We start from the raw sequence: 24,896 nt of genomic DNA, 5'->3' as shown, positions 1-24,896 counted from the left end.
TAAAGTCTTAGACTCGTCTAGCGAATTAAGATCCAATTGCTTTGAACACATTATCCTTATTGGCTGCAATCCAAAACATACCCGAAATGTTTAAACGGACGAGATTTTGATCGCCATTATGAAAGTAGGCAATAAAAATGAGTTGAATCCCAATAAGCAGATAAAAGAAGGCATTCATTTCGTCTGCCGTAAAGCGTTCTACGTTTTGATATCCAGCGACAAGGTTCTCTAGTAGGGTAAACCAATGATTGCGAAAGCCATTATTAAGAAAATCGCTCATTAGGATACCTGTTGAACAATAACCGATATCAAAGATGCGCAACCCAATTGTCGCTATCTCAAAATCAATGAATCCAACCTCTTCGTTACTGGTTAAAAGCATATTGCCTGGATGAGGGTCTCGATGGATAAGTTGCTTAGGAAGTGAATTGCATTTTTCTAAAAAATTCTCATTGCATTGTGCCAATATTTCATCAAATTTTTCGAGTTCCTTCTCGTCTAAAATTGATTTCACTGTCGGGATGGCCCAAGTGTTAAGTTGATGTTTAATATCCATCTCATGAAAGTGATCATAAGTATCCAATCGTTTTAGTGCCTTGTGTAGGAGTGCAATACCTTTACCATATTGATAGGCAATGGGTCCATCGATAGAAGTAGCAATTGCCCCAGGCAAGGGCTTATATAGGCAGTAAAACTCATTGCTATTCTGAGCATAATATTTGTTCCTGAGAGTAGCGATTGGACTTGAGGAATGGATCCTTTCCTTAGACAAGACTTCGGAAATAAGTAGTTCTTGCTCGATCTTATTCTCATTCTCTTTTCTCTTTAGAAAATATGGTTGTGCCCTCGTATCCTCAAACCCAATTACCCAATCGCTCATGTTTTGAATTTCGCCGCTAACCGTAATGCCCCAATTCTCCGAAAGCACTTTATTTATTTGCTCTTTCGATAATTGCTTCATAGTTTTGCCTCCTTCATTAGAAGCCCGAATATCGTTTGCCTACATTTTAGCTAACTCATTTAGGTAAGTTCCGCTAATTGCTTAAACGACGTCTCTACATTCATGTTCGTATATCCCATTACAAAGGTGTTGGCATAAAGCTCCCCCCCATATTAGAAATCATTCCTGAAAAGTACGTCATGATCAAACCTATTTATCCCAATTTATCTTTTATTCATTCTGTAAAAAAGGGAAACATTACTTTTACATAAAAAAGCCATTTTGAAAAGATTACCGGAATACTTTCCGACAATTTAAAAATGGAGTGCCGAAACCGTTCTCCGGTCGGCACTCCATTTTGTATATTCAGAGGACTAGCAAATGCAAGTCTTTTTCTTGATTCCCGCTCTTCCCGACTCTTCGATCTTGCGAATGTAGTCATAGGCCATCGGGACTTTACACGCCGTATTTCCTACGTCGACATGAACTTTGCCGACTTCTTCCGCCGTGTCCTTCGCTTCTACTCGCAGCGCATCGTAATAAGCGCCTACGGAGATAACGAAGTTGTTCATTACATAGCGGACACGGTTTCTTTCGGAGTGGATCGTCCGGCGAACGCGTTCCAGCAGCCCGCGAATTTCCTCCAAATCAAGCTCTTCGTCCGGCGCCATCGAAACGTAATTCGCATAAACGTTCCAGCCGCAGGCAGCGATAATTTCGTCCGGCGATTCGATCCATTCCACAGCCAATTCATGCGCATACGGACTTTCTGCCGCCACACCCGCAACCGTATATTCGGCAAGCGCATGCCAGTAAGCTTTTCGAACCCAGTCCTGAAGCCGTTCCTTCGTCATCGTCCGCGGGTTAACCGTAAGCCCGGCCAAATACATGGCGTCGTGATTTCCGGATTCGTAAAGCGACAATGCCAAGTCTTGATCCTTCTTGACCGTCTTGACCAGCTTCTTCATGTCGCCGATCTTCACGCCGAAAAACGGCTCCTGCGCACCGTGACGCAAGTATGTTTTCTTCGTTTGTTCGGTTCCCATTTCCTCCAAGCTTCGCATCACTTCTTCATATGTCACAAGATCACCTTCCCGTTGCCGTAAGTATTCGTTAGCGCAAACTTAAGATCCTCGCATGATATCATTATACAGAAACCGCGGCGGGCTCCGCCATTCCTTTTCTTTCAAGAGCTTGTCCGCGTTCCCCCGAAAAAAGAGAGCGAAAGCCGTCCCGCCAAAACGGAGGTCTTCGCCTCAGGAATTGCCGTCCTTGGACCCCGGCGGACGCAGCACCTTGTTCTGCATTTGCCCGGCGCCTGCCGAAACCAAGAACGCGTTTGCAAAAGCGAGCCCGTACACGCGCCAATCATACGGATCCGCACCAACCGCCATTTGCGCCATAATGAGAATGAAAAACGCCACGACGACCGCGTACAAATCGGTAGGCAGCCAGCGCGCGACCCGATCCATCAAGTTTTTCGTATATTGAACGATAAAAAAGGTAAGCAAGGAAGCTCCCCCCATAGCGGAGAGAGCTTCCCACGTGAATAATTGTCCTTCCATAGGGATCACCCTTTCCACTATCATCATATGACGCGGAGGCGATCGCCGAAAGGTTCAAACATCTACTCTTTTTCCGATAACCTGATAAAATACAAGGATAAACGGCTGCAGGCGTCCATCAAGAGCTGGCGCGTTTACCGAGAAAATCGAACAATCAGCAAGATTTCCTTCCTTGTGTGAGATTTTAAAAAATCTTTAAAATTCTTGTTAGGTTTCTCCACTTTCCGAAGTCTATTTAGAAGGTCGCGATCCTGCATGATCACGGAGGGTTATCTTGCTCAGGGAAAATATGCGCTCATTGAATGAAAATACGCTGGAGGAACGGTCCGACGCCGATTTAATCGCGCAAGCGCAAAACGGAGAAAGAGAGGCGTTCGGCGAACTGTTCAGAAGGCACCACGCCAAGGCGCACGGATGGGCGCGGTCGCTCGTCCGCGACACCCATACTGCCGACGACATCGTCCAAGAGGCGCTGATCAAAGCATTTCTCCATCTTGGAACGCTGATGAACGCCGAGCGATTCCTGCCTTGGCTGCATCGGATCGTAAAAAACCAGGCTTACGACAAGCTGAAATCGTCGCAACGGGAGCTCCCTTTTTCCATCCTGCTTCCTCATGACGGAGGTCGGGAAGAAGATGCGAATTGGCGCAGCATCGATCGTATTTTGTACCGGCTGCATAAACGCAATAAGCTGGACTCCCCGGACGGCGACCCTGCCGTAAGACTCGTTCGAAACGAATGGTACGAGACGATGCTGCACCTTCTCCAGTGCCTTACGAAACGGGAACGCGACATTTTCGAATCGTATTTTTTCGAGCAGCTGACGCCTAAGGAAATCGCCGAGCTGTTTCGAACGACAACCGACAATGTGTACATGGTCCTTTCCCGGTCCAAAAAGAAGATAACCCTGGAACGGATTCGCAGCGATCTGAACCTATACCTTTCACAAAGAAGGCTGGGTGAAAAAATGGCACGGCAAATGTTGAAGAAGCCGAGAGTGCTTCATTGGAAATCGCCTGTTTATTGGTCCCACGAGCCCTGGACGACAGCGGGCTTTAACTTGTACGGCCTGCTCGAAGCTACCGGAAAAAGCGAATTACCCGTATCGACGGTGCTCGGTCTGACGGGTCAATCGTTTCGCCTGAATATCGTGAAGGAAACGATCCATACAGCCGGAGCGACGCTGTACGATTGGAATCGCGTCATTCCTTCCGCGATGAGAAACTTGGGCTTCTCCTGTTCGACGGTCGGAGGCCCTTCCGGGCAAAGCTTTCCCCGGGCCGCGGCGGCCGCGCCTTCCGGCGAAGCCTTGACGGAAGCTTTGGCTTTCATCCAAAGCACACTGGACCAAGGACATTACGTAATGTCCTTCGATCTAACGCTGCCGGAATTCGGCATCATATACGGCTATAACGATGACCGCCGAGAGCTGTATGTCGGCGACGTCAACGTAAGCTTCCACCGCAAGCCCGAGGAAGATGAAGGCATGCCTTACGAACGGCTCGGCAGAATGACGACAAATACATTGTTTGCGCTGTCCATTACCGGACAGGAAGATTTGACGCAGGAAGAAGCGCTCGCGGGAGCGATCCGTTCGATTACGGAACACGCGAACGGCAGCGAGCCCGCCTTCGAAAATTGCGCCAACGGTTTGCAAGCCTATGAGGCGTGGATCGCCGCCTTCGAAGGGGGCGCGGTCGACGATGCCGGCAATTCCTACACGACGGAGCTTGTGCATGATGCAAGGAAATACGCCGCGTTATTTTTAAGGGAAACGGCCAATGATTGGAGCGGCCTCGAAAAAGCAAAGATTTCGGCGCTTCTGTCCGAAGCCGCCAGCAGCTACGAAAGCTGCGCACAGTCGTTCAGGGAGCTGTGCCGGATGTTCCCATTTGCGGGCAACCGCCTGCCGCCTAACGACCGCTCAAACGCCTCGGCTGCGATCAAGCTGCTGCGGGAGGCAAAGGCCGCCGAGGAGGAAGGACTGACGGCCCTGCAGGAAATCGGCGTTATTTTATCCAGCACGTAGCGAGCAAGAAGTTGTACGGGCATCTCCCGTACCAGTCCGCTCCACTCTATTTGCAAGCACTCCGGTTCATGCTGCTGTTTGACGAACATATGGGAACTATCGGGAGAATCTCTCGTTAGTTCCCTTTTTATTTTGATAAAATTTAACTGACTATTGTCAGCCGGGTGATTGATTTTGACAATAAAAGGTGATATTATACTCTTCGTCACTACCTGACTGCGGTAAGGTAAATAACGAAATAGGTTGGCGGGGGACAAGATGAGCCGGAGAGAGGAAATCAAAAAAATCGCGGTCGAGCATCTGCTGCAATACGGATACGAGGGTACGAAGCTGGCGGACATCGCCCATGAAGTGGGCATCAAGAAGCAATCGATTTACGCGCACTTCAAGGACAAGAAGGAATTGGTCGTCGAAATCCACGAGGAAGCGACCAAGCAGGAAATTGCGTTTCTGACCTCGTTCTTCAGCGATCATAAGGGAGAGCCCCTGCAGAAGCTTCTTCATACGTTCGTCATCGAGATGGGGAAGCGTTACGCCGACAACCGAAACGTCAAATTAATGTTTCTTATGGCGTTTATGCCGCCGGATCAGCTTAAGGAGCTGTTCCTGACGATGTACGAACTGTATTCGCATCATCTGCTTCATTTGCTTGAGCTGGCCTTCCAGCAGGATCGCAAGATCAAGGTGAAAGCGAAGGACGGCGCGCTTGCCGTCCATACGATATACGAAGGTCTGACCGCCAAGCTCATTTTCGACAGTCCGGAATATTTCATTCATGCTGCGGAAACGACTTTCTCCTTGCTGTGGCAGGGGCTAATTCATAAAGAGGAAGGGTAAACAATTGTTATGCTTGCAGAAAATAAAAAGCTGTCAGCCATGGAATCCGATTCCGTTGGAAAAGTATTCGTCCGTTATTTGATCCCTTCGCTTATCGGCATGTTTATGATGTCCATCAACGTCGTCGTCGACGGTATATTTGTCGGTCATCGTTATGGAGAAGTCGCGCTGGCGGGTGTCAACGTCGCGGTTCCCGTCTTCTCGATTTACTTCGCCGTGTCCCTCTGGATCGGCATGGGCGGCGCCGTGTTATATTCCAGACATCTCGGCGCCAAGCAGGTCAAGGAAGCGCGTTCCGTGTTTACCCATTCGCTTGCGCTTATTTTCGGCTTGACCTTGCTGCTGGCCGGAACCGCTTATATGTTCCGCGAGCAGCTCGCGCTGTTCCTCGGAGCCAATGACGAAACGATGCCTTACGTCATGGAATTTATGACCGTGCTGCTCGGGTTCGGCTTCATTGTTACCGTACAAAATACGTTCAGCATTTTTGTCCGCAACGACGGCAATCCGAACCTGGCGATGATTTCCCTGCTCGTTACCGCCGCTTGCAATATCGTCATCAATTACGTGCTGCTGTTCGTCCTGGACTTCGGCGTGTCGGGCTCGGCTTGGGCATTGATCGGTGCGGCTGCAATCGGCACTTGCGTATTGTTGACGCATTTCCTGCGCAAGGACAGCATGCTTCGTTTCGTGAAGTTCCGCTTCTCCTGGGAGCTGATCAGGAACACGTTTACGATCGGGCTTCCCAGCTTCGTTGCGGAGCTCGGCATCTCGGTATTCACGGCCGGTTACAATATGGCCATGGTTCGCTGGGCCGGAACGGTCGGCGTATCGGCCTTCTCGATGCTCAATTACGTGCACAGCGTCATGCTGATGCTGTTCATCGGCATGGGGGCCGGCATCCAGCCGCTGCTCAGCTACTATCGCGGAGCGAAGCTGCGTTCCCGCGAGCGGGAAACGATCCGGCTTGCCGTCAAAACGGCGATAGGCATCGGTCTGGGGGTTTATCTTGTCGGTTTGCTGGCCGCCGACGGCATCGTCTCGATGTTCGGCTCGTTCTCGGCGGAGGTTCGCCAAATGGCGGCGACCGGCATTCGTTTGTTTTTCCTCGCTTACTTATTCATGGGCGTCAACTTTGTTATGATGACCTATTTTCAGTCGACCGAGCAGGTCAAGATGGCGACTTGGATTACCGTGGCGCGCGAAATGCTGCTGATGGTCGCCATTCTGCTGACGCTGCCGCATCTGATCGGCACGACGGGCATATGGCTTGCGATTCCGATCTCGGAGCTGGTCGTCGTCGTTACCGTTTATGCCTACATCCGCAGACGTACGCGCAGCGTGCCCGAGGCAAGAGCGGTGTCGTAGCTTTATGGGGGGATGCTTGCCGGTTTTAGCATTCCCCTTCCTGCGCACCGATGATCGCCCTGACCACCTGCTTTACGCCGCGTTCCAAGCCGTCGATTTTATGCAGCAGCTCGGGCTCCCTTTCGTAAGCGTCGATCGCGCGAAGAAATCCGTCCTTATCGATGCCGTATTTGGCCGCAAGGTCATAGGCGGATTTTCTTAAGAGCCTGCAATGCTCATCGCGAGTTATTTGCTTTTGCATCTAATCCGCTCACCCCTCCAAACGGAACGTTTGTTCGTATATTTACTTTATTATATGCGAACAACACGGAAACAATCAAAAGAAAAGATCAGGGAATTTTACCCTGATCCGATACATGCTCATTTACCCGGGATTGGAACAATCAGCGGAGGATATACTTTCTGACAAATAAATAAAGGACTCCTTTCGGAGTCCTAACGGTGAATTGATTTGGTCAATCTGTCCTGAACCTTACTTTGAATCTTAGGCTTTGCCTTCATTGACGCTATGCAGTGCTAGACTACATAATAGTCTCTGCGGCACATCCCCTCGCTTCTTTTTAGATTCAACAACAACTTTCCTCGGTTGTATTCGTTAGGTAGCCCAACGGAACCACACCTCTCTTTTCACCGTTGAAAATAGGATGTCCCTGAATCGCAAACGTTATTCAAGTTTTTTCAATGGTTTCTTCTCTTTACTTAGGAAGCGTCATTTGCAGGAAATGCGGGAACGTTTCGACGACTGCAGCCCCGCTGTATGTCTGAAATGCCGCGCTAAACGCGCTGATGGGCGCCAAGTGAACCGCATCCAGCGGAATCCGATATTCGATGGCCGCAGTGGATGCGGAATACCCGGTCGGCTGAACCGGAATGTCCGGGTAGCGCACGACAGACTTCCAATTCCAGTCGCTGCCGCTTCCCGCGTATTCGAACAATGCCCCGTCTTCCACCATGAAGTCCGCGCCCGTCGATACAGCCGGTCCCCATGACGCCGATTGATAGCCGGTACCCTCATTATTGTCTGTATTTAGCAGCAGCCTTCCCTTATTGCCGGTCAACCCCGTTCCTTCTATTAGAACGTTCAAATGGTGTCCGTCACCGACCGCGTTGATCCGATGAATATTGCCGGTACCCGTTGCCGATGAAGCCGCGCCGAGTCCGGACCAGTCCGCCGTCGAGCCGTCCGCTTTGATGAGTCCTCCCCGGAAATCCATGTGCAGCAAGCTTTCGGTAGCTCCCGGAAGTACTTTAGGCAATGTCTCCGTTGTCGTTGCCCCGGAATACTTCATGTAGGCAGCGGTAATTTGACTGAACGGATAAAGCTTATTTCCGCCGACGGATGTCAGAAGCTCCAGCGGAATCGACGCTTCCAAAACGGTTCCCGCACCGTTAACCGCATATTGAATCGGATCGGCGGCCTGCTCCCACGCCCAAACCGTCCAACCGGCGCTGCTCCACGGATCGCCTAGATGCTTCAGCAGCGTCCCGTTTTCAATGATAAAGTCTGTGCCCGTCTGGGCGTTGCCGGACCATTCCGGGAACTGGTATCCGGAAAACGCGTTATTGTCCGTATTCAAAATGATGCGTTGTCCCGGCGTATGTAATCCCGTTCCTTCAACAAGCACATTGAGGTTCGTTCCGTCAACGGCCATGCTCAGCTTCGTAATCGAGCCCGTTCCCGTAACGGATAACGCGGCCGTCCCGCTCCACTCCGAGCCGTCCCCGTCAACCGTAACGGGTACGTATTTCATCAAATCGTACGATTTCCCGAAATTTGCCGCGCTAAATGCCGTTGACGGCTGGAACGGCAAGTAACCACTCATCGTTCTCCAATCGTATGCCGGCGGGAAATACAGCAGCTTCATGCCGAATGAAGGGAGAAAACCGTCCGACCATGCCTGCTCGGCCGAATAACGAATCAGCTCCGGCTGAAATGGTGTATTGTAATCCAGCGTAAACACATGGAAATTCGTGTTGGGCTGATTCACAGTTTTGCCGGAGCCGTCGCGAACAAGCGTGCCGTCTGTGTTGAATTGGAAGCGCGCCTTGTTGATCACATCGCGCTTGCTTGCGTAATCCATTTTTCTCGGATGGTCATAAGGCGTGTAAACGCCGTACATTTCCGCGTTGCCTACGGGAACTTGCCCCGTTTCGTCCCACATCATATCGCCGACCCATGTGTTTACGTAGCTCTCGAACAGCACGGCATCGACGGAGGAGCGAATATCGTAATCCCCGCCGCGCATGAGATGCACGCCGCCGCCGGAAAATACGATTTTGTCCGGATACTTTTGCTTGATTTTTTGCACAAGCTGTCCCATGCCCCAAGCTTTGTCCTTATGAATGACTTCCGTCACTTCCACGGTATCCAGATAAAATCCGTCGAAACCGCGCGCCACCAAACCGGGAAGCAGCTCGTCGAGCACTTTCTTCTGCCAGTTCTGGTTCGTCGGATCGATGAAGCAGGACGGCCAGTTCAAATCGCATTCCGGATTGCCTTCGCTATCCTTGAAGAAGATGTCCGGCGAATTTCCTTCCCTTGCATCTTGACCGACCGAAATATAACCCACGATAAAAATGTCGGGATTGATCGCTTTAATTTCGTTCAGCTTCTCGGGGGAAACCGCACCGGAGAGCGCCAGCAGGTCATAACTCGCAAACTCCGCGGCATCGATCGAATCCTCCACCGTATAGTTAAACAACAAATCGGTAACGGCGTTCCAGTCGCCTGTCGATGCCGGAACGGAGGGATAAGCCGTCGTCGAACCCGTCACGGCAAGGCTCGGACCCGAGCTGTAGCCATCCGTATCGAAAGCTTCCACCTTATACGTATACGTCTTCGAAGGCTCCAGCCAGCCGTCGGTGTAGGAGGCTGACGTCGTCCATCCCGCATATTCGATCTGATCTCCTTTGACGCGGTATACCTTATAGCCCTTAATCCCGTTATTGTCCGCAGACGGCGTCCAATTGATCTGCAGCTTGGTGCTATGCTGATTGGACACGTTTAATCCGGTCGGCACGGACGGACGCTCCGCATTGGCCGCCTTTATCGTATATGCGGCGAATGCGCCCGTTTTGGCCGGGAGCCGCTCCGATTTCGAGTAATAATTGACGAAGCCGATCTTAACGGAATTTCCTGACGACAAGCCGAGATCGCTGAGCGGAATTCGCGCCTCGATAACGTTGTCCGTCTTCACGATCTGCCCGCTCCCGACATATTCGGCTTCCTGATTCCAGCTCCAATCGGTCCCCGTCCCCGTATAGCTCAGCAGGCTCGCTTTGTCCTTCTTCGCATTGCGTACCTGACCTCCGACAGTGACCGGCTCCAAATGGACGCTTGTTTCCAAAAGGAAATCCGCCCCGCTGTCCTCGTCCCAGTTCGGCTCCCGATAACCTGTGGCAGCGTTCCCGTCCGTATTCAAATAGAAATCGGAAGTCAAAGCCGAAAGCCCGATGCCCTCGACCAAAACATATAAATAAGAAGCGTCGTTTGCCACCTTTAGCGTATGTACGGTCGTTTGCTTGCCGCGGATCAGCGGAACGGTATCGTTCCACTCGTCCTTGCGTCCGTCTGCCTGGATCGAAGGATACCAAGCGGCTTCCGCCCGATGAACGGGAATTCCTCCCGTCAATAACAACAGGGCAAGCATGCCGGTCAACCATTTTTTCCACATTCGCAATTGCCTCCTTTTCATTTGGCTCGCTTTTTGGTCAATTTCTATATGAAAATCCGCTTAACAGTAAGCGCTTACAGACAAAAGGAAAAAACGAGACGCAAGGTGCAACCCTTACTTTCCACGCTGCCCCCATGCGCCTCCGTCCTCATCGCTATCCGTCACGGAATCATATTCCCGAGTACGTCACCCCGTTCTACCGTGCCAGTTTACCCTGCTGCCTTCCGTGCTGCCTTACCGTTCCCACCCGATCGTTTGAAACGTATTCGTTACCGCCGATTCATTCGCTTTCAAACAAGTCAGCGCGCTAAGCAAACCGTCTTCCAGCGGTGTTTTGGATTGTTCCTTGCCCTTCATGATTTGAATGAAGTTATGAAGCAGCTTCGCGTCGCCGCCCCCATGCCCGTCGTAAGCGTTCACGTCAAGCCGGTGCGTGACGGCGCGCGGCTCATGATGCATATGCACCTTCAGCTCGCCGGTGTACCAGTCGAATTCCAGCGTTCCCTTGTATCCGATCAGCCGCGCCCCTCGCTTCCCGGCATCCCGCCGGACAAAAAAGTTTTGCGAGTAAGCCACATGCATGCCCGACTCGTAACGAATCAGCGCGCTTCCCGAATCCTCGTTGCCTGTATCCTCCGCAAAGCAGCAGTATTCGCCAATTCCATTTACGATCGTGCTTTCCGGACAAGTATGTTTTTCTTCACATTCCGTACATTTTAAACCCGCCTTGCGGTCGCCCTTGAATATCCGTTTCGACTTCATCGCGCACACCGTTTCCGGCTTCAGACCGACCAAATAGTTGATATAGTTGAAATCATGAGTCGCCTTCTGCAGAAAAAGACCGCCGGTAATACGCTCGTCCCGATACCAGTTGTGGTAATAAACGCCGCCGTACGGAACGTTGTTTACCGCTTGAACATGCTCGACCGTGCCGATCTGTCCCGAGTCGACGATCTGCTTGGCCAGCTCCGCGAGAGGCGTGTTTCGCAGCGGAAACGATACGACCACTTGCGAACGGGAAGCCTCGTAGCCTTGCTTCAACCGGTATAAATCCTCAAACGTCGTCGCTACGGGCTTTTCGAGAAATAGCGGCAAATGGCGCGTTAGCACCTTTAGCGCCATCTCGGTATGCAGGTTGCAGCGGGTGCCGATGACGACGCCGTCCAGCGCCTCGCGCTCCAGCATGTCATCCGCATGTTCATACCACGCGATTTCTCCTGCCCCGACCGCCCTCTCCGTTCGCAATTCCTCCCAGCGCGGATCGGCGACAGCCGTTATCCGGCAGTCCGGATCTGCCTTGTGCAGTTCTTCAAAAACGTGACGGACCCGCAGTCCGTATCCGATGATGCCGATTTTCATTATGCGTTCATCCTATTCTCTTTATCGATTGCGGAATGCCCTATCATGATGGAAGCGACTATTCCTTGACGGAACCGAGTATGATGCCATGTACGAAATATTTTTGCAGGAAAGGGTACACGATCAAGATCGGTACGATGGAAACGACGATCTTGGCCGCATTAAGCGTCTGATTCGACATCTTCGTCAGCAAATCCATTTTGGTATGATCGATTTTCTGCGCGCTGATCTGCACGACCAGCTGCTGGATGTATGTTTGGAGCGGATACTGCTCGGGCGTCCTCATAAAAATCAATCCGTCAAAAAACGAGTTCCAATGCGTAACTATGCTGAATAACGTAATCGTCGCCAAAGCCGGCGCGGACAAAGGAATGAAAATTCTTAGCGCCATGTACCAAGGCCCCGCTCCGTCCATATACCCCGCTTCGCTTAGCTCGTTTGGCAGGCTGCGGAAAAAATTCATCAGCAAAATCACGTTAAACACAGGCACCGCACCGGGCAGAACGAGAGCCCATATGGAATTGAACAGCCCGAGCGATTTCATCAGAATATATAACGGAATGATGCCGCCGCTAAACAGCATGCAGAAAATAAGAAACCACATATACGAGTTGCGGAACCGGAATTCCCGGGGCGCCCGGGACAAGGGATAAGCCATCAGCACGCAAAGCGCAAAATTGACCGCTCCGCCGAGCGCCACCCTTTTGAGCGACACGATAAACGCCTTGATAAAAGAAGAATCCGACAAAATGATATAGTAGGAGCTAATATTAAACCCGACCGGCCAGAACGTAACCCGTCCCGCCGCGGCAAACGCCTTGTCGCTGAGAGAAACCGCAACCGTATGCCAGATCGGCCCTAGAGACATGCACGCAACCAGCGTCATGAGGATAATTAACGCCGCATCCGCCAAGCGCGAAGCCATCGTTCGGCTCTCAACCAATCTGCTCACCTGCTTTTCTGTTGTAAAGTACGGAATCATTGGAGTCCTATATGTTATAAAAATTAGAAAATTCGATAGTTGGCGAAACGGTAAGCCAGCCCGTAGGAGAAAATAATAAGCACGAATGAAATGAGCGATTTCATCAGCCCGACGGCGGTAGCAAGACCGTACTGCGCCTGCAGCAGCCCCGCTCTGTACACGTACGTATCGATAATATCCGCCGATTCGTATACCATCGGATTGTACAAATTAAAGATTTGATCGAAGCCCGCGTTCAAAATATTGCTGATGCTCAGCGTCCCCATCAAAATAACGGTAGGCAGCAGCCCCGGAAGCGTAATATACAGCATGCGCTGCCCCCGTGTCGCGCCGTCGATCGCCGCGGCTTCATATAACGAAGGATTGATGCCCGTAAGCGCAGCCAAATAAATAATGGCGCCGAAGCCGAATTCCTTCCATACGTCGCTCGTTACGAGAAGCGCGGGAAACCACTTATTGCTTGCCAGGAAGAGTATCCCTTCTCCTCCGAACAAACGGATGACCCGGTTTACAATGCCGTCCAAAGACAGCATCTCCACGAGAATCCCCGCCAGAATAACCCAGGACAGAAAATGCGGAATGTACACGATCGTTTGCACCCAGCGCTTGAAAAGCCTCAGGCGCAGCTCATTCAAAAGGATTGCGAACACTAATGGCACGAGCAGATTCATGACGATTTTCATGCTTGCCAGAAAGATCGTGTTGTAAAAAATAATCCGGCTGTCCGTCATCTCTAGCATATACTGAAAATTTTCAAGTCCGATCCACGGCGAATCCCAAATGCCGAACCCGAGCTTGAAGTCTTGAAACGCGATAACGAGCCCGAACATCGGTATGACGCTGAATATGAACAGCAGGACGGTACCGGGCAGCAGCATCAGATGGTAATGTTTCTCGAAAGAACGGTATCTCACGGCTCCCACCCCATTTTTGGCATTGCGGGGCGGCGCATCGGCACAAGCTTAAGCTTCGACAGGCTGACGGCTCATATCTTATTGCTCATTGCCCGTCTCCATGCTCGCACTTTTGCTTTTTGCTCATGCTCATACGCCTGCCCCGGCATTTTCGTTCTATTTTTGCTTCTTCAGCTCGGCTTCGATTTCCGTGATGATTTCGCTGCCGCCTTGGCTTTTCCACTTCGTGACGAAATCATCGAAAGCTTCGATCGGCTCCTCGCCCATAATGATTTTGTACATCGTCTCGGTTTCCAGCTTAATCAGATTCGCCCATTTGCGCTGCATCGTTTTGGTCGTTGCCGTAAATTCGTTGAACACCTTCCGGTCCACGGGCTGCATAACCGCATCTCCGCCGTTTAAGTAAGCATACGGCGGCGGCCAGTCAGCCGCGTTGCTTTTCGGCTTGGCGTTATCGCGCTGCCACTGCTCGAATACGACCCGGTCGCCGGGTTCCATATCCTCAGGCTTCACTTCGCCTTTAATGGCCTTCTTCAGCTTGATGTTCGTCTTCTCCACCACATCGGTGTCCACGTAAGTCGTGTACAACGGATACAGAGCCGCAATGAGAGACGGGTCCAGCTTCGTAAAATCGTCCAGCCGCTCCTGAGCGAGCGCTCTTTCCTTCTCGTCGGCGCTCTTCAGGCTGTAACCGCCCGTATACCAGTTAATGTACGTCATAACCGCGTCCGGATACTTGAAGCCTTTCTTCACGACGACGAAATGCGAGCTGATCGGCACCATGTGCGTATTCAGCTTGCCGTCCGCATCGGCGATCCAGTATGGCTTCCAATTCGCCGAAGGATCGTTCGTGACGGATTCGGCCAAGTTCCACGGCGCCCACCAAGGACCGAAAAACATACCCGCTTCCCCGTTCGATACGAGCTGATTCGGATCCTTGCGCAGCGCAAACTCCTTATCGATCAAGCCGTTCGCATACATGTCGCGCAGCTTGGCGATCGCAGCCCTCGCCTCCGCCGTCGTCGAGCCGTAGGCAACCGCACCGTTTTCCCCTTTCACCCAAAGGCCGGGATACGCGTTATAAGCGGCGAACAGTCCCGTGAAATCGTGCATCCCTGCATAGGCGTTCGAGTACAGCGAAGCGCCTGAACCGGTCAAGCCTATCGTATCCGCTTTGTTGTTACCGTTCGGATCACGCTGGACGAAAGCCTTTGCAATCGCTTCCACATCAGCCATCGATTTCGGTGCCGGAATATTGAGCTTATCGAGCCAATCCTGTCTGACCCACAGCAAGCTGATCGATTCGGCCAATCCGCTCAAATTGGGAAGCGCCATCAATTTGCCGTCATAGGTCGCTTTGGCTAACGCTACGCCTTTGGTCGCTTCGTACTTGCTCTTCAAATTCGGCTGCGCGTATTTGTTGTAAACCTCGGTCAAATCCTCAAGCTGTCCCGCTGCGGCAAGCTGGCGGAACGTCGTTTCGTCGACGAGCATGACGTCCGGGATGTCGTTGCTGGCGATTGCGAGCTGCTGCTTCTGCACGAAATCTTGTCCCGTCGCATACCATGCCACTTTAAAGTCGATATTCGTATGTTTTTTGACGAAACGCGAGAACGAATTGTCTTCGATCGTTTCCCCCTCAGGCAGCTTCAATCCCGGCGGCACGTCCTTGGCGATCGTAATTTGAACCGGTTCTTTGTACTTGTAATAATTGAAATCCTGCTTTTCTTCCTTTACGGCCGCCTTTCCGCTTCCTTCGTCCGTCTTTGCCGGCGACTGGACCGGCTTCTCTCCGGGTTCTTTGCCCCCGCTGCATGCCGCAGCAGTCGTGACGACAAGCAGTCCGGCTATTACCGATCCGACTCGTTTCCCCCATCTGCTCCCCTTCATGTTCTCGCCCTCTCTTCTGATGTTTTGGCTGTAAATCTATTATTAGTATAGGGTAAACGCTTTCGCTCAAGGGACCACATCGGTCTTCACTTTCCGCCATTATTGTCTCCACTGCAAAAAAGGCGCAATCCGGTAGACAAGATTGCACCTGTTTTCGTATCATTTGTGACCTGTCTCTTGTTTGCGATAGACGCTTGGCAGCATGCCGGTCGCGCCGCGAAACACTTTGGCGAAATATTTGACGTTCGGGTACCCCGATTGGGCTGCAATCCAGCCGATCGATTTGTCCGACTGCCGAAGCAGCTCCTTCGCCCGCTCGATCCGCAAATCCCGGATGTAATCGTTGAACGTAGACCCCGTAAAATCATGAAAGCAGCGGCTGAAGTAGCTTCGGCTCATTCCTACCAGCTTCGCGATTTGCGGCATCTGCAGCTCTTCCTCCAGATGCGTTCGGATATAGTCCTGCGCCTTCAGAATGCAACCGACCACTTCGGACGAATACGGCAGCGTCCGCGCCGATTCACAGGCGGCATGGCGCAGCCGCTCCAGCCACTCCGTCCATTGCCGCCAGGTAGCCGGCCCGTCCGTATCCATATACGAGCGTAGCTCCGGCATAAACAGCAGCCACCGGGACACCGCCGCTTCGAACAACATCTCGATCCGTTCGGGCGCAAGCCGCCGCTCAAGCATTTCCTCTAGCAGCATGGCGAACCTTTCGTCATCGACCATCCAATCGACCGAGCACCATTTTTCCTTCAGCTCCTGCAGCTCCTTCTTCCCGGTTTCGAACGATCCGCTCCTGCCGGTAGACTCCAGGCCTTCATAGAAATCGTTAGCGGCCGGACTTTGCGCCTCGCCCGCCTGATCGTCCTCGGCAATCCGCTGCGTAATTCGCTGCAGCACTTCATCCATGCGGTCCTCTTCCAGCTCCACCTTCGTAATATAGTCGAGCGCGCCGAGGCGGATCGCTTCCTGCGCGTATTCGAATTCATGATGAAACGTCAGCACCACCATGCGGAGCTTCGGAAACATCCGTTTGGCCTCTCGCATAAGCTCGATTCCCGACATGACCGGCATGGCCAGATCCGTAATTAATAAATCTACCGGATTGTTCTGCAGGAAAGCCAGCGCCTTCTCCCCGTTGTTGACGTCCCCCACTACCCTCAGCCCATGCCGGCTCCACGGCATAATCGTAATAAATCCGTTGCGCACCAAATGATCGTCATCCACCACAAGCACGTTAAGCACCGCCGTCCACCTCCTGTAGTATAGGCAGCCGGAGCGTAATGACCGTTCCCGTATCCGGCATGCTTTCGATTGTCAGCTTGGCGTTCTCTCCGAATCGAAGGCCGACGACCTTCCTCACATAATTCAAGCCGATGCCGAATCCGGCGCTTGAAGTTTGCTCCGAATCCGTATCCCTCAGCTTCCGAAGCTGCTCCTCCGTCATCCCGATGCCGTCGTCCCTTACCTCGATCAGCGCATCCGAGCCTTCCTCCGTAATGCGGATCCCGATCCGCCCGTCTTCCTTCAAGCCGTGCAGAATCGCGTTCTCGACAAGCGGCTGCAAAATAAACCGGGGGATCACCCAATCCAGCATCCGTTCTTCGGCCTCGATATCGATCTCGTATTGAAAATGGAACCGGACGGCCTGCACCGCCATATAATTTTGGAGCGCTTCCAGCTCGTCGCGTATTTTCGCGGTTTCGCCCTTGTTGAGATTATAGTGAAGAATTTTATTTAACGTCGAAACAAGCTTGTCGATCTCCTTTTGTCCGCGCATTCTGGCAAGCCACCGGACCGTATCGAGCGCATTATACAGAAAATGGGGATTAATTTGATGCAGCAGCTTTTCTACCTCCAGACGCGCTTTGCGCTGTTCCCTTTGCTCCGCTTCCTGCAGCAGCTCCTCGATCCGTAAACGCATGGATTCGAAGCTGTTATGAATGCGGTCGAATTCCATAATCGAAGCCGCCTGTCCGCCGCTTTCCGGCTTCGCATACGGAACAAGCCTCATATCCTGCGACAGCTTCTTCAGCGGCTCATACACCGACCGCCACAAAATCCAGGCTACCAGACAACCTGCCGCCAGCGAAAGGATCGTCAGCACGACGAATTGCAGCAGCCAGCTTCGTAGCTCGCTGTCATAGGAAGCTTTGGGGATGGCGGCGACCAATTTCCAGCTCTGCTTGTCGTTCGTTTCCTCGAAAAAATAATGTCCTGCGTACCGGTCCCGATCGCCGTCACCGGATGCATAAAGACTTCCGGAAGGAAACGACGCTTCATCCTCGCTGAACAGAATCCGCCCTTCGGCATCGACAATCAGATGCGCGGTATCGGCCGCCGATTGCTCCATGTTCATAAGCGATTCAGCCAGTTTAAAGCTCGTTTCTATGTAGACATATACCGAATCATCGTTGGACAAATCGATCGTGCGAACGATGGAGAACACCTGATGACCGTCCCACGGATTCAGGGAAAGATGCGGCCCGTTATACGATATCGAGCCGAATTTGGACAGAACGGGCAGCTTAAGAATATCGGCATTTTTCTTGATGCTGTAATTTTCGAACATAACTTGTCCGGAATCCGCAAAATAATAAAAAGCGAGGCCCATGGAAGGGTTCGTAAACGTAACGAGACTGAGCTCGTTTTTGATTTCATCGTGAAGCTGTTTCTTTTCATACACGTCCGCTTCCAAATAGCGGTCGAGATTTTTGCCGATCCGCCCGTCCAAGGCAAGCTGCTGGGAGGCATGATTAAGCTGATCCAGCGTGCTCTCCAGCGAGAGCATGACTTGATGCAGATTGCTTCGTACGCCTCGTTCGGCTTTATTCTCCAGAACCGAGTATATCGAAGCATAAGATACGGCGCCAATCAGCCCAAGCGGCACCATGATCGCCACAATCAGCAGAATCGTAAGCCGGTTTTTAAACGAATACGGCATAAAACGTTTGATCGGCACCATCGTTTCATCCTCCCACAGCCCATTGCTTTTGCCAACCTCATACTCCGGTTCAAGGAAAGCGGACGGAGCGATTTTACGGATACTCCTCGCAGACCGAATTATAATCGATAGGTCAAAAGACGATCAAGAAGCAAAATGCAAACGGACAAAAGGAAAGGCGAAAGCTTATTTATATTGTTTTTGATATGACAGCGTTTACAAAAGGCGACGGATCCTTGAAATGACGGGCTCGTGCGTGATACACGAGCAGGCTTTATTAGCCCTTAAAAGTCCAAAAGAAAGAAAGGCGGTTTATTGGCCGCCTTCTCGTTTAATCCCAATCGTATCTTTCTTCTTTCCAGGGATCGCCGTACATATGATAGCCGTTTCTTTCCCAGAAGCCCGGTTTATCCTTGGCCAAAAATTCGATACCGCGAAGCCATTTGGCGCTCTTCCAGAAATACAGATGAGGCACGACCATGCGCACCGGATACCCGTGCTCGGGCGACAAAAGCTCGCCGTTATGCTTAATGCCGAAAAACGACGTCTCCGCCATAAAATCCTCCAGCGGCAAATTCGTCGACCAGCCTCCCTCCGCATGCAGCATGACGAACTTCGCATCGGGCTTCAGCTTGATTTTATCCATAATCGTGGCGACCGCCACGCCTTCCCAAACGTTATCGAGCTTCGACCATGTCGTCACGCAATGAATGTCGTTATGAAACAACTTCCGCGGAAGCGCCATAAACGTTTTATACGATATCGCCGCTTCTTCCTCCACTAGACCGAAAATGCGGAGATCCCATTTGCTCATATCTCTGTAGTACGGCACATCCCCGTAATGAAGCACCGGAAAGCTTTCCGTTTGCTTCTGCCCCGGCGGTACACGGTCCTTGTGCTGCTGCACGTTCGTTTCGCTCATGGCCGCCCTCCCGTTTCAAAAATCGTATATTGACGATAGTATAACCGATTTTGGCTGGCTGCACTTACATTTTTCAAGACTTTTCGACACAATATTTGCTATTTCGACATCGATAATGCTCAAATGACAACATTCAACACTTACAAACCATCCGAAGCTTGTGCTAAAATAATCATATTGTACATTCAAGCAGTTGTACTATTGGAGGAACGATCATGAAACGAAAACCCGTTTACCCTATATTCCTGTTGCTGTTCATTTTCGTCTCGCTCATCGGCCTTGCCATCTGGCAGCAATCCGCTTATCTGCTGTATGCGGCAAGCGCAATACCGTTTATTATCGTGCCCTTCCTGCCGGATATGAGCTCCATTCAGAAGCTGAAGGCTTCCGCGAAAAATAACGACGTTCAAATCTATAAGCTGGCTACCATTGAAGGAGCGCCGGCCAATCATTTGATCGTTCAGTTTCAGCCCGGTATCGTAAACTGGAACCGCAAAATGCTGTATATCAACCTGAAAAATATTCCTACCGTATCCAAGGATTTATTCGCTCCGGATTCCGCATCCGTACCGGTTCTTACGTTCGATTTGGAGCTTAACAAGCGCAAGCCGGACTTAATCGGCATCCGGCTTCAGAATATTAAAGAGCGGACTTCCAGCTTTTCGTTTACAACCGATGAAATAACGAGATTCGTCGTTCGCTTGGACGATTTGACGGAGCATGCCGCTCCTTCCTTGCCCATTTCCGCTCCGCATACGACAGGCAACCGCATGCAAGCATAGGACTTCATCCATCCATTAACTTTCCCGAAGCCCCGGATTACGATCCGGGGCTTTTCGCATTTTCCGCTCCTATTGAAAATACCCTGAAGCCTCCTGCACGACACGCTGCATCGGCAAATGATACGGGCATTTCTCCTCGCACAGCGGTTTCTCCCGGCAAGGCTCGTACTCCGCGCACGACAGCAATTTGCCTTTATGCTTTTGGTAGAAAGCGTCGCCCTTCGGCAGCAAGCCGAACGTTTGGCGCACTTGGCTTGATATCATCATATCCGGAATGGGGATTTCCAAAGGACATGAGCAGTAATTGCACCTCCGGCAATTATGCTCGCCAAGCTGTTCCGCCAGAAGCTCAAGCTCGCGCTTTTCTTCGTCTCCGACCTCTAACTCGAGCGCGGCCAAATTTTGCTTCACTTCATCCACGCTTATCATCCCCGATATCATGACGTGCACGTCCTGACTGTACGGGTAACGAAGCGCTTTGTCGACCGGCTGGATGAATCCTCCCGACAACGGCTTCATCGCAACGCGGCCCATGTCGAGCTCTGCGAGCTTCGGAATCAACTCCTTGAGCGCGAACGGCTGAGCCAGATTCAAATGGAACAGCACCTGATCGAACTTGCCGGACGTTATCCACTTGGCGAGCAGCTCCGGTCGATGACCTGTAATGCCGATATGGCGAACCTTGCCCTGCCGTTTCGCTTCAAGCGCAGCCTCGTAGGCGCCTTCCGATTCCATCGCTTGTTTAAATTCATTTACATAGTTCACGTAGTGAATCTGCAGCAAATCAAGCGTATCGGTCTGCAGCCGGTTCAGGCTCCGCTCGATTTCCTCCTTGGCGGAGGCGTAATCGCGTTTGCCCGTTTTGGTAGCCAAAAAGAACTCGTTCCGCCGCTTTCCGATGCAAGCACCGACGATTTCCTCGCTCTTGCCGTATGCAGCAGCCGTATCGATGTAATTGATTCCCCGATCGAGCGCGTAATTAAGCGCAGCGTGCGCCTGCTCGAAAGGCACATGCGGCAGGTTCATCGCACCGAAGCCGAGCGCGGAAACCTTATAACCGATTTTGCCGAATTGTCTATAACGCAAAAAAGCTCCCTCCCTTTGCCGCCGATTGTCGATTGTCATGGCTGGTCAGCTTCCTATGTATGGCCTAAAGCGCAAAAACGCCGTCTCGCCTATTATATCACGGGCCGCCGCCCTAGACGACGCTTATCCGCCTGCGTACGACGCAGACAGCAAAACCCCGCCTTCCAAATAGGCGGGGCCGCGCAAAACGGCTATCAGCTTCTGCGTTCGTTTTCTTTATCGCCGTTATCTCGATTCCGGTCGTCATATCGCCGATTGTCGTCATCATCCTTCTTCCTGTCGTCTTCCTTTTTCTTGTCTTCTGTTTTCTTCCGTTCGTCTTCCTTCTTCTGCTCTTCGGAATTTTTTCGTTCCTCTTCTTTCCTCTTCTCTTCGGCCTTTTTCTTCTCTTCAGCCTTTTTCCGCTCTTCTTCCTTCTTCTTCTCTTCCTCTTTCTTTTTCTCCTCTAGTTCCTTCTTTTTCTGCTCTTCTCTCTTTTTCTGTTCTTCCTGTTCTTTCTTTTTGTCTACCCCTCTGCTCTTATCATCCTGCTTTTTTTCATCGTCATTATCCTTTTTGTTCCGGTCGTCGTTATCGTCTTTCCGTTTATCGTCCTGATTCTTCTTGTTGTCGGTTTGTTTCTTCGGATCGAACGTGGGACGTTGAAGCGCCTGCTTGAAGGATGGAGACGGCGTCGGAGTAGGCTTTGCGGTTTGCTTGCCCGGTGTTGCACTCGGCTTTGGCTTCGGCGTAGGCGATGCTTTTCCGTTCTTCTTGTCGTCGTCTTTCTCTTTCTTTTTCTCTTCCTTCTTCTGCTCGTATTTTTTGTTCAGTTCTCCCGATTTTTCTTCGGTCACGAGCGTTTTCAGGTTTTCCTTGCTCAGCTTGTTCGTATTGATCAGCTCGTTCAGACCGCCGGCTTCTTTGGCGATTTCATGGACGGACGTCTTCTTGAGCGTATCGATGCTCACGTCCTTCCCGTTTTCTTTGGCGCTCAAGTATACGGAATATTTTCCCGGCGACAAATCCGCTTCTTTGGCAGTCTCGCGCAGCTCCTTCGGAACGGGGAACGATTTGACCTCATACTTCTCCGCATCGTCCGGATGCGTTTGTTTAATGTGCTCGGTAACCTCGCGGCGCATTTGCTCGCTAATAATCGAATCGTTCAGCTTCGTCGTTTCGCTGATCAGCGCGCTCGTTATGATGATGTCGCCTTCCCCCTGCTTCATGACCTCCAGAGTTTCGGCTTTCGTTAGAACGGCATCCGCAACCTTATCGAGCTTTAAACCATCAAAAGCAATTCCTTCTATCAGCTTTGACCCGTCTTCGTTCAAGCCCCTCATTTCGCGCACCTTCTGCTTTTCATCGATGCCGAGCTCGATACTGGGGTTAATGTCCATGGATACGTACGCTACAACCGATTTATCCGCGAACCAATCCGACCACCCAGCAAACAACACAAGGCAAAATACGACTGCAGCAGCCGCTGTGGAAGACAGCGCGATAATCGGTTTTTTGGCGCCTAATTCTCGCCTGGCAAAAATAATTTCTTCGCCGACTTGGCATTTCCGACCATTGCGCCGAATTTTCTCGAACGACCCTTCCGGCGTCATCACGATCAGACTGTCGTCCGTCAGCTCCATGACGACTCCCCTATTCATCCCGTTCACTCCTGTTCACTACGATGTCATCGATATGTAAGTATTCCCGTAAATACGGATACGGGCCGTTGATGATGAGCGCTACGGCGATGATAAACTTCCGGTTTCGCTCCAGCGTTTTGCGGGACACCCCCGCAATTTCCATCAACTCCTTTATCGGCATCATCCGTTTGCTGAGCAGCGACCGCATCATCAGCGAATCCTGCGCCAGCATAAAGCCGATAGCCATAAGCATTTGGCGGGAATCCGAATGCTTCGGGGACATTTCGACCAAATCGGCAAAACGGATGTCAAACTCGGAAAGCACACCGCTCAAATCGGTAATTTCGCTCTGCCGTTCTTCCATTCCTTTCTGTTTCTCGAACTGTTCGATTGCCTGATGGATCTCCACCGGGTTGACGATATTGTCCTCGTCGTCGTAAGCGTCGAACGAGCTGTAAGGCACATTCTGCGCAAAACGCTGTTCCTTGCGGACATAATCGATCAATCGCCTTCGGATGACCGTTTCGGCAAAGCTTAGGAACGATCTGCCAGCGCTCGAGGAAAACTGGTTAACCGCTTCGTTGAAGGCAACAAGCGCAATGCTGAACTCATCGTCTCTTGCGGGATCGATGTATCGTTTACAGAAGCGGCTGGTTACTTTCGCCACATAAGGCTGGTAATCGGTAATAAATTGGTTGCGCAAGCGCAAATCGCCCTCTTGAATGCGTTCAACCTGCTGTTCAGGCGTCATCGCATTCGTTAATTCCGGACGGTGAGACTGGCTTCTTCCCAGAAATCGTTTAAATAAGACCAGTAACAAAAAATCCACCTCACACTATAGGTTTCGCGACTCAGTAGCAAGTTGCGGGGGTACGGAAACCGTCAGACAAAATATGTTCACATAGGTCTAAAGTCTCAATCTATCGTTTTCGTCTCAATCATGCCATTCGCAGCTAAAAATACCCGTTTGTTAGGGTTGTTGTTAAGCTTTACATTGCACATTTTCAGCTTGTGTTCTTCCACCTCGACAAGCTCCCATTCCGACGAATCCGTCAATCCGCGTTCCTTCAAAAATTCCGCATATGTATCCGCAGCTTCCGTAAGCTCTTCCCAGCTCTTCGTCCCGTAAAACGGGATGTCGTAGCGGTTAATCAGCATGCATGTATATAGTTCCGATGTTTGTTTATGCTTCAGCACGAATGGCATACATTCCCCATCCTTCATCACGCGATTTGGATGACTCTATCGTTTCTCCTGGCGACAACCTCTATCATTATAGCATATCCATGCAAGCATCCGTACTTTTCGGCGTAATAGCATGGCGCTTCCGTATCTTCAGACGAATACACAGGTCAAAATGTTCACTATTTTTTTCCTTTGCGGCATTTATTTTTTCTATGCGGAAAGCCGGCCTCGCAAGCGGTTGCACGGAGCGGCGGATTGAAAAAAAGAAAACGTCCCGCTTGGGACGTTCCCGATATATTCGGCTTGCCCGCCGCCGCTTCGGCCATTAATTGCCGCGAGCGGAAGCATTCCGCTGAAGCAGCTTGCTTTGCCTTCTGCCCAGCACATGCAGCCGCTTCTTAAGCTGTTCTTCCCATTCGGCATCCTCGATCTGCTTGGCGACCATCATCAGGTCGAGCGCCATGTCGATCTGATTCCGCACGATGTCGAGCGGATCCTGATCTTCATTGTTTACGCAATTTTCAAAAAGCTGATTGCCGTCCTTACGGTCCGCGTACTCGTGGAAATCGACTTCCGACGCTCCATCGCCGTGCGCGTATTCCGCCAATATTTCGAACTCGGGCTCCACCAGATGGTGAACCTCGATACGGTGACAAACCGGGCAAAGCAATATCGGCACGTTATGGATGTGCGTCCGGATATGCTTGAGCGTTCCTTTCGTTCCTATCATGCTTGCTCCGCAGCAAAAACTCATCACACAACCTCCCCGTCAGTAGACGTTCATGTCTACATAC

At 51.4% G+C, this 24,896-nt stretch carries 21 protein-coding genes; 4 read left to right on the top strand and 17 right to left on the bottom strand.

Going from position 1 to position 24,896, the window contains the following annotated elements; all coding sequences use genetic code 11:
* Window positions 1-25: 25 nt before the first annotated feature.
* From DQG23_RS16155 to DQG23_RS16145, 3 genes are all read right to left on the bottom strand, one after another.
* Entirely contained in the window at window positions 26-961 is a 936-nt protein-coding gene (locus tag DQG23_RS16155; protein WP_113031888.1) for a phosphotransferase enzyme family protein, read from the bottom strand.
* Window positions 962-1,314: 353 nt separating this feature from the next.
* Window positions 1,315-2,022, bottom strand: coding sequence for a DNA alkylation repair protein (locus DQG23_RS16150; RefSeq protein WP_113031887.1), 708 nt, complete (start codon window positions 2,020-2,022; stop codon window positions 1,315-1,317).
* 174 nt (window positions 2,023-2,196) lie between these two features.
* Window positions 2,197-2,505: a hypothetical protein gene (locus tag DQG23_RS16145; protein ID WP_113031886.1), complete on the bottom strand. Its 309-nt coding sequence runs from the start codon at window positions 2,503-2,505 to the stop codon at window positions 2,197-2,199.
* 274 nt (window positions 2,506-2,779) lie between these two features.
* Between DQG23_RS16145 and DQG23_RS16140 the strand changes: the two genes are divergently transcribed.
* The 3 genes from DQG23_RS16140 to DQG23_RS16130 all read left to right on the top strand — a co-directional run bounded on the left by DQG23_RS16140 (window position 2,780) and on the right by DQG23_RS16130 (window position 6,739).
* Window positions 2,780-4,534 carry an RNA polymerase sigma factor gene (locus DQG23_RS16140; protein ID WP_113031885.1) on the top strand — a complete coding sequence of 585 codons (1,755 nt, stop codon included), beginning with the start codon at window positions 2,780-2,782 and terminating at the stop codon, window positions 4,532-4,534.
* Between the two features lie 258 nt (window positions 4,535-4,792).
* Window positions 4,793-5,371 (top strand): TetR/AcrR family transcriptional regulator, encoded by a 579-nt coding sequence (locus tag DQG23_RS16135; RefSeq protein ID WP_113031884.1) that lies wholly within the window; start codon window positions 4,793-4,795, stop codon window positions 5,369-5,371.
* 9 nt (window positions 5,372-5,380) lie between these two features.
* Window positions 5,381-6,739 carry an MATE family efflux transporter gene (locus DQG23_RS16130; RefSeq protein WP_113031883.1) on the top strand — a complete coding sequence of 453 codons (1,359 nt, stop codon included), beginning with the start codon at window positions 5,381-5,383 and terminating at the stop codon, window positions 6,737-6,739.
* Window positions 6,740-6,764: 25 nt separating this feature from the next.
* Here DQG23_RS16130 and DQG23_RS16125 read toward each other — a convergent pair whose 3' ends face one another.
* From DQG23_RS16125 to DQG23_RS16085, 9 genes are all read right to left on the bottom strand, one after another.
* Window positions 6,765-6,980, bottom strand: a complete 216-nt coding sequence (locus DQG23_RS16125) for a hypothetical protein (RefSeq protein ID WP_113031882.1) — start codon at window positions 6,978-6,980, stop codon at window positions 6,765-6,767.
* A 454-nt stretch (window positions 6,981-7,434) separates the two neighbouring features.
* Complete coding sequence (locus tag DQG23_RS16120; RefSeq protein ID WP_158560552.1) at window positions 7,435-10,413, bottom strand: fibronectin type III domain-containing protein; 2,979 nt, start codon at window positions 10,411-10,413, stop codon at window positions 7,435-7,437.
* A gap of 234 nt (window positions 10,414-10,647) precedes the next feature.
* A complete protein-coding gene (locus tag DQG23_RS16115; RefSeq protein ID WP_113031880.1) occupies window positions 10,648-11,772 on the bottom strand; it encodes a Gfo/Idh/MocA family protein in 1,125 nt (374 codons plus the stop codon).
* Window positions 11,773-11,830: 58 nt separating this feature from the next.
* The gene (locus tag DQG23_RS16110) at window positions 11,831-12,715 is read right to left on the bottom strand and encodes a carbohydrate ABC transporter permease (protein ID WP_113031879.1); all 885 of its coding nucleotides are present in this window, start codon (window positions 12,713-12,715) and stop codon (window positions 11,831-11,833) included.
* A 62-nt stretch (window positions 12,716-12,777) separates the two neighbouring features.
* A complete protein-coding gene (locus DQG23_RS16105) occupies window positions 12,778-13,668 on the bottom strand; it encodes an ABC transporter permease (protein ID WP_113031878.1) in 891 nt (296 codons plus the stop codon).
* Between the two features lie 156 nt (window positions 13,669-13,824).
* Entirely contained in the window at window positions 13,825-15,558 is a 1,734-nt protein-coding gene (locus DQG23_RS16100; protein ID WP_113031877.1) for an extracellular solute-binding protein, read from the bottom strand.
* A gap of 159 nt (window positions 15,559-15,717) precedes the next feature.
* Window positions 15,718-16,806: a response regulator gene (locus tag DQG23_RS16095; RefSeq protein WP_113031876.1), complete on the bottom strand. Its 1,089-nt coding sequence runs from the start codon at window positions 16,804-16,806 to the stop codon at window positions 15,718-15,720.
* Entirely contained in the window at window positions 16,799-18,526 is a 1,728-nt protein-coding gene (locus tag DQG23_RS16090; RefSeq protein ID WP_113031875.1) for a cache domain-containing sensor histidine kinase, read from the bottom strand. The genes DQG23_RS16095 and DQG23_RS16090 overlap by 8 nt, the downstream gene beginning before the upstream one ends.
* Before the next feature lie 310 nt (window positions 18,527-18,836).
* The gene (locus DQG23_RS16085; RefSeq protein WP_113031874.1) at window positions 18,837-19,427 is read right to left on the bottom strand and encodes a sulfite oxidase-like oxidoreductase; all 591 of its coding nucleotides are present in this window, start codon (window positions 19,425-19,427) and stop codon (window positions 18,837-18,839) included.
* Between the two features lie 215 nt (window positions 19,428-19,642).
* Between DQG23_RS16085 and DQG23_RS16080 the strand changes: the two genes are divergently transcribed.
* Window positions 19,643-20,209: a hypothetical protein gene (locus DQG23_RS16080; protein ID WP_113031873.1), complete on the top strand. Its 567-nt coding sequence runs from the start codon at window positions 19,643-19,645 to the stop codon at window positions 20,207-20,209.
* A gap of 69 nt (window positions 20,210-20,278) precedes the next feature.
* Here the strand turns inward: DQG23_RS16080 and DQG23_RS16075 are convergent, their stop codons facing one another.
* From DQG23_RS16075 to DQG23_RS16055, 5 genes are all read right to left on the bottom strand, one after another.
* Entirely contained in the window at window positions 20,279-21,295 is a 1,017-nt protein-coding gene (locus DQG23_RS16075; protein ID WP_113031928.1) for an aldo/keto reductase, read from the bottom strand.
* Window positions 21,296-21,489: 194 nt separating this feature from the next.
* Window positions 21,490-22,935, bottom strand: a complete 1,446-nt coding sequence (locus tag DQG23_RS16070; RefSeq protein ID WP_113031872.1) for an anti-sigma factor domain-containing protein — start codon at window positions 22,933-22,935, stop codon at window positions 21,490-21,492.
* Complete coding sequence (gene sigI / locus DQG23_RS16065; RefSeq protein ID WP_113031871.1) at window positions 22,928-23,737, bottom strand: RNA polymerase sigma factor SigI; 810 nt, start codon at window positions 23,735-23,737, stop codon at window positions 22,928-22,930. The genes DQG23_RS16070 and sigI overlap by 8 nt, the downstream gene beginning before the upstream one ends.
* 95 nt (window positions 23,738-23,832) lie before the next feature.
* Window positions 23,833-24,123 (bottom strand): hypothetical protein, encoded by a 291-nt coding sequence (locus DQG23_RS16060; protein ID WP_113031870.1) that lies wholly within the window; start codon window positions 24,121-24,123, stop codon window positions 23,833-23,835.
* Window positions 24,124-24,427: 304 nt separating this feature from the next.
* Window positions 24,428-24,856: a hypothetical protein gene (locus DQG23_RS16055; protein WP_113031869.1), complete on the bottom strand. Its 429-nt coding sequence runs from the start codon at window positions 24,854-24,856 to the stop codon at window positions 24,428-24,430.
* Window positions 24,857-24,896: the final 40 nt, after the last annotated feature.

Origin of the sequence: Paenibacillus contaminans, assembly GCF_003285015.1 — a bacterium.
Classification (GTDB): domain Bacteria; phylum Bacillota; class Bacilli; order Paenibacillales; family NBRC-103111; genus Paenibacillus_V; species Paenibacillus_V contaminans.
The sequence above is the reverse complement of the archived record's forward strand: the minus strand, read 5'-3'. Positions and strand labels throughout refer to the sequence as shown.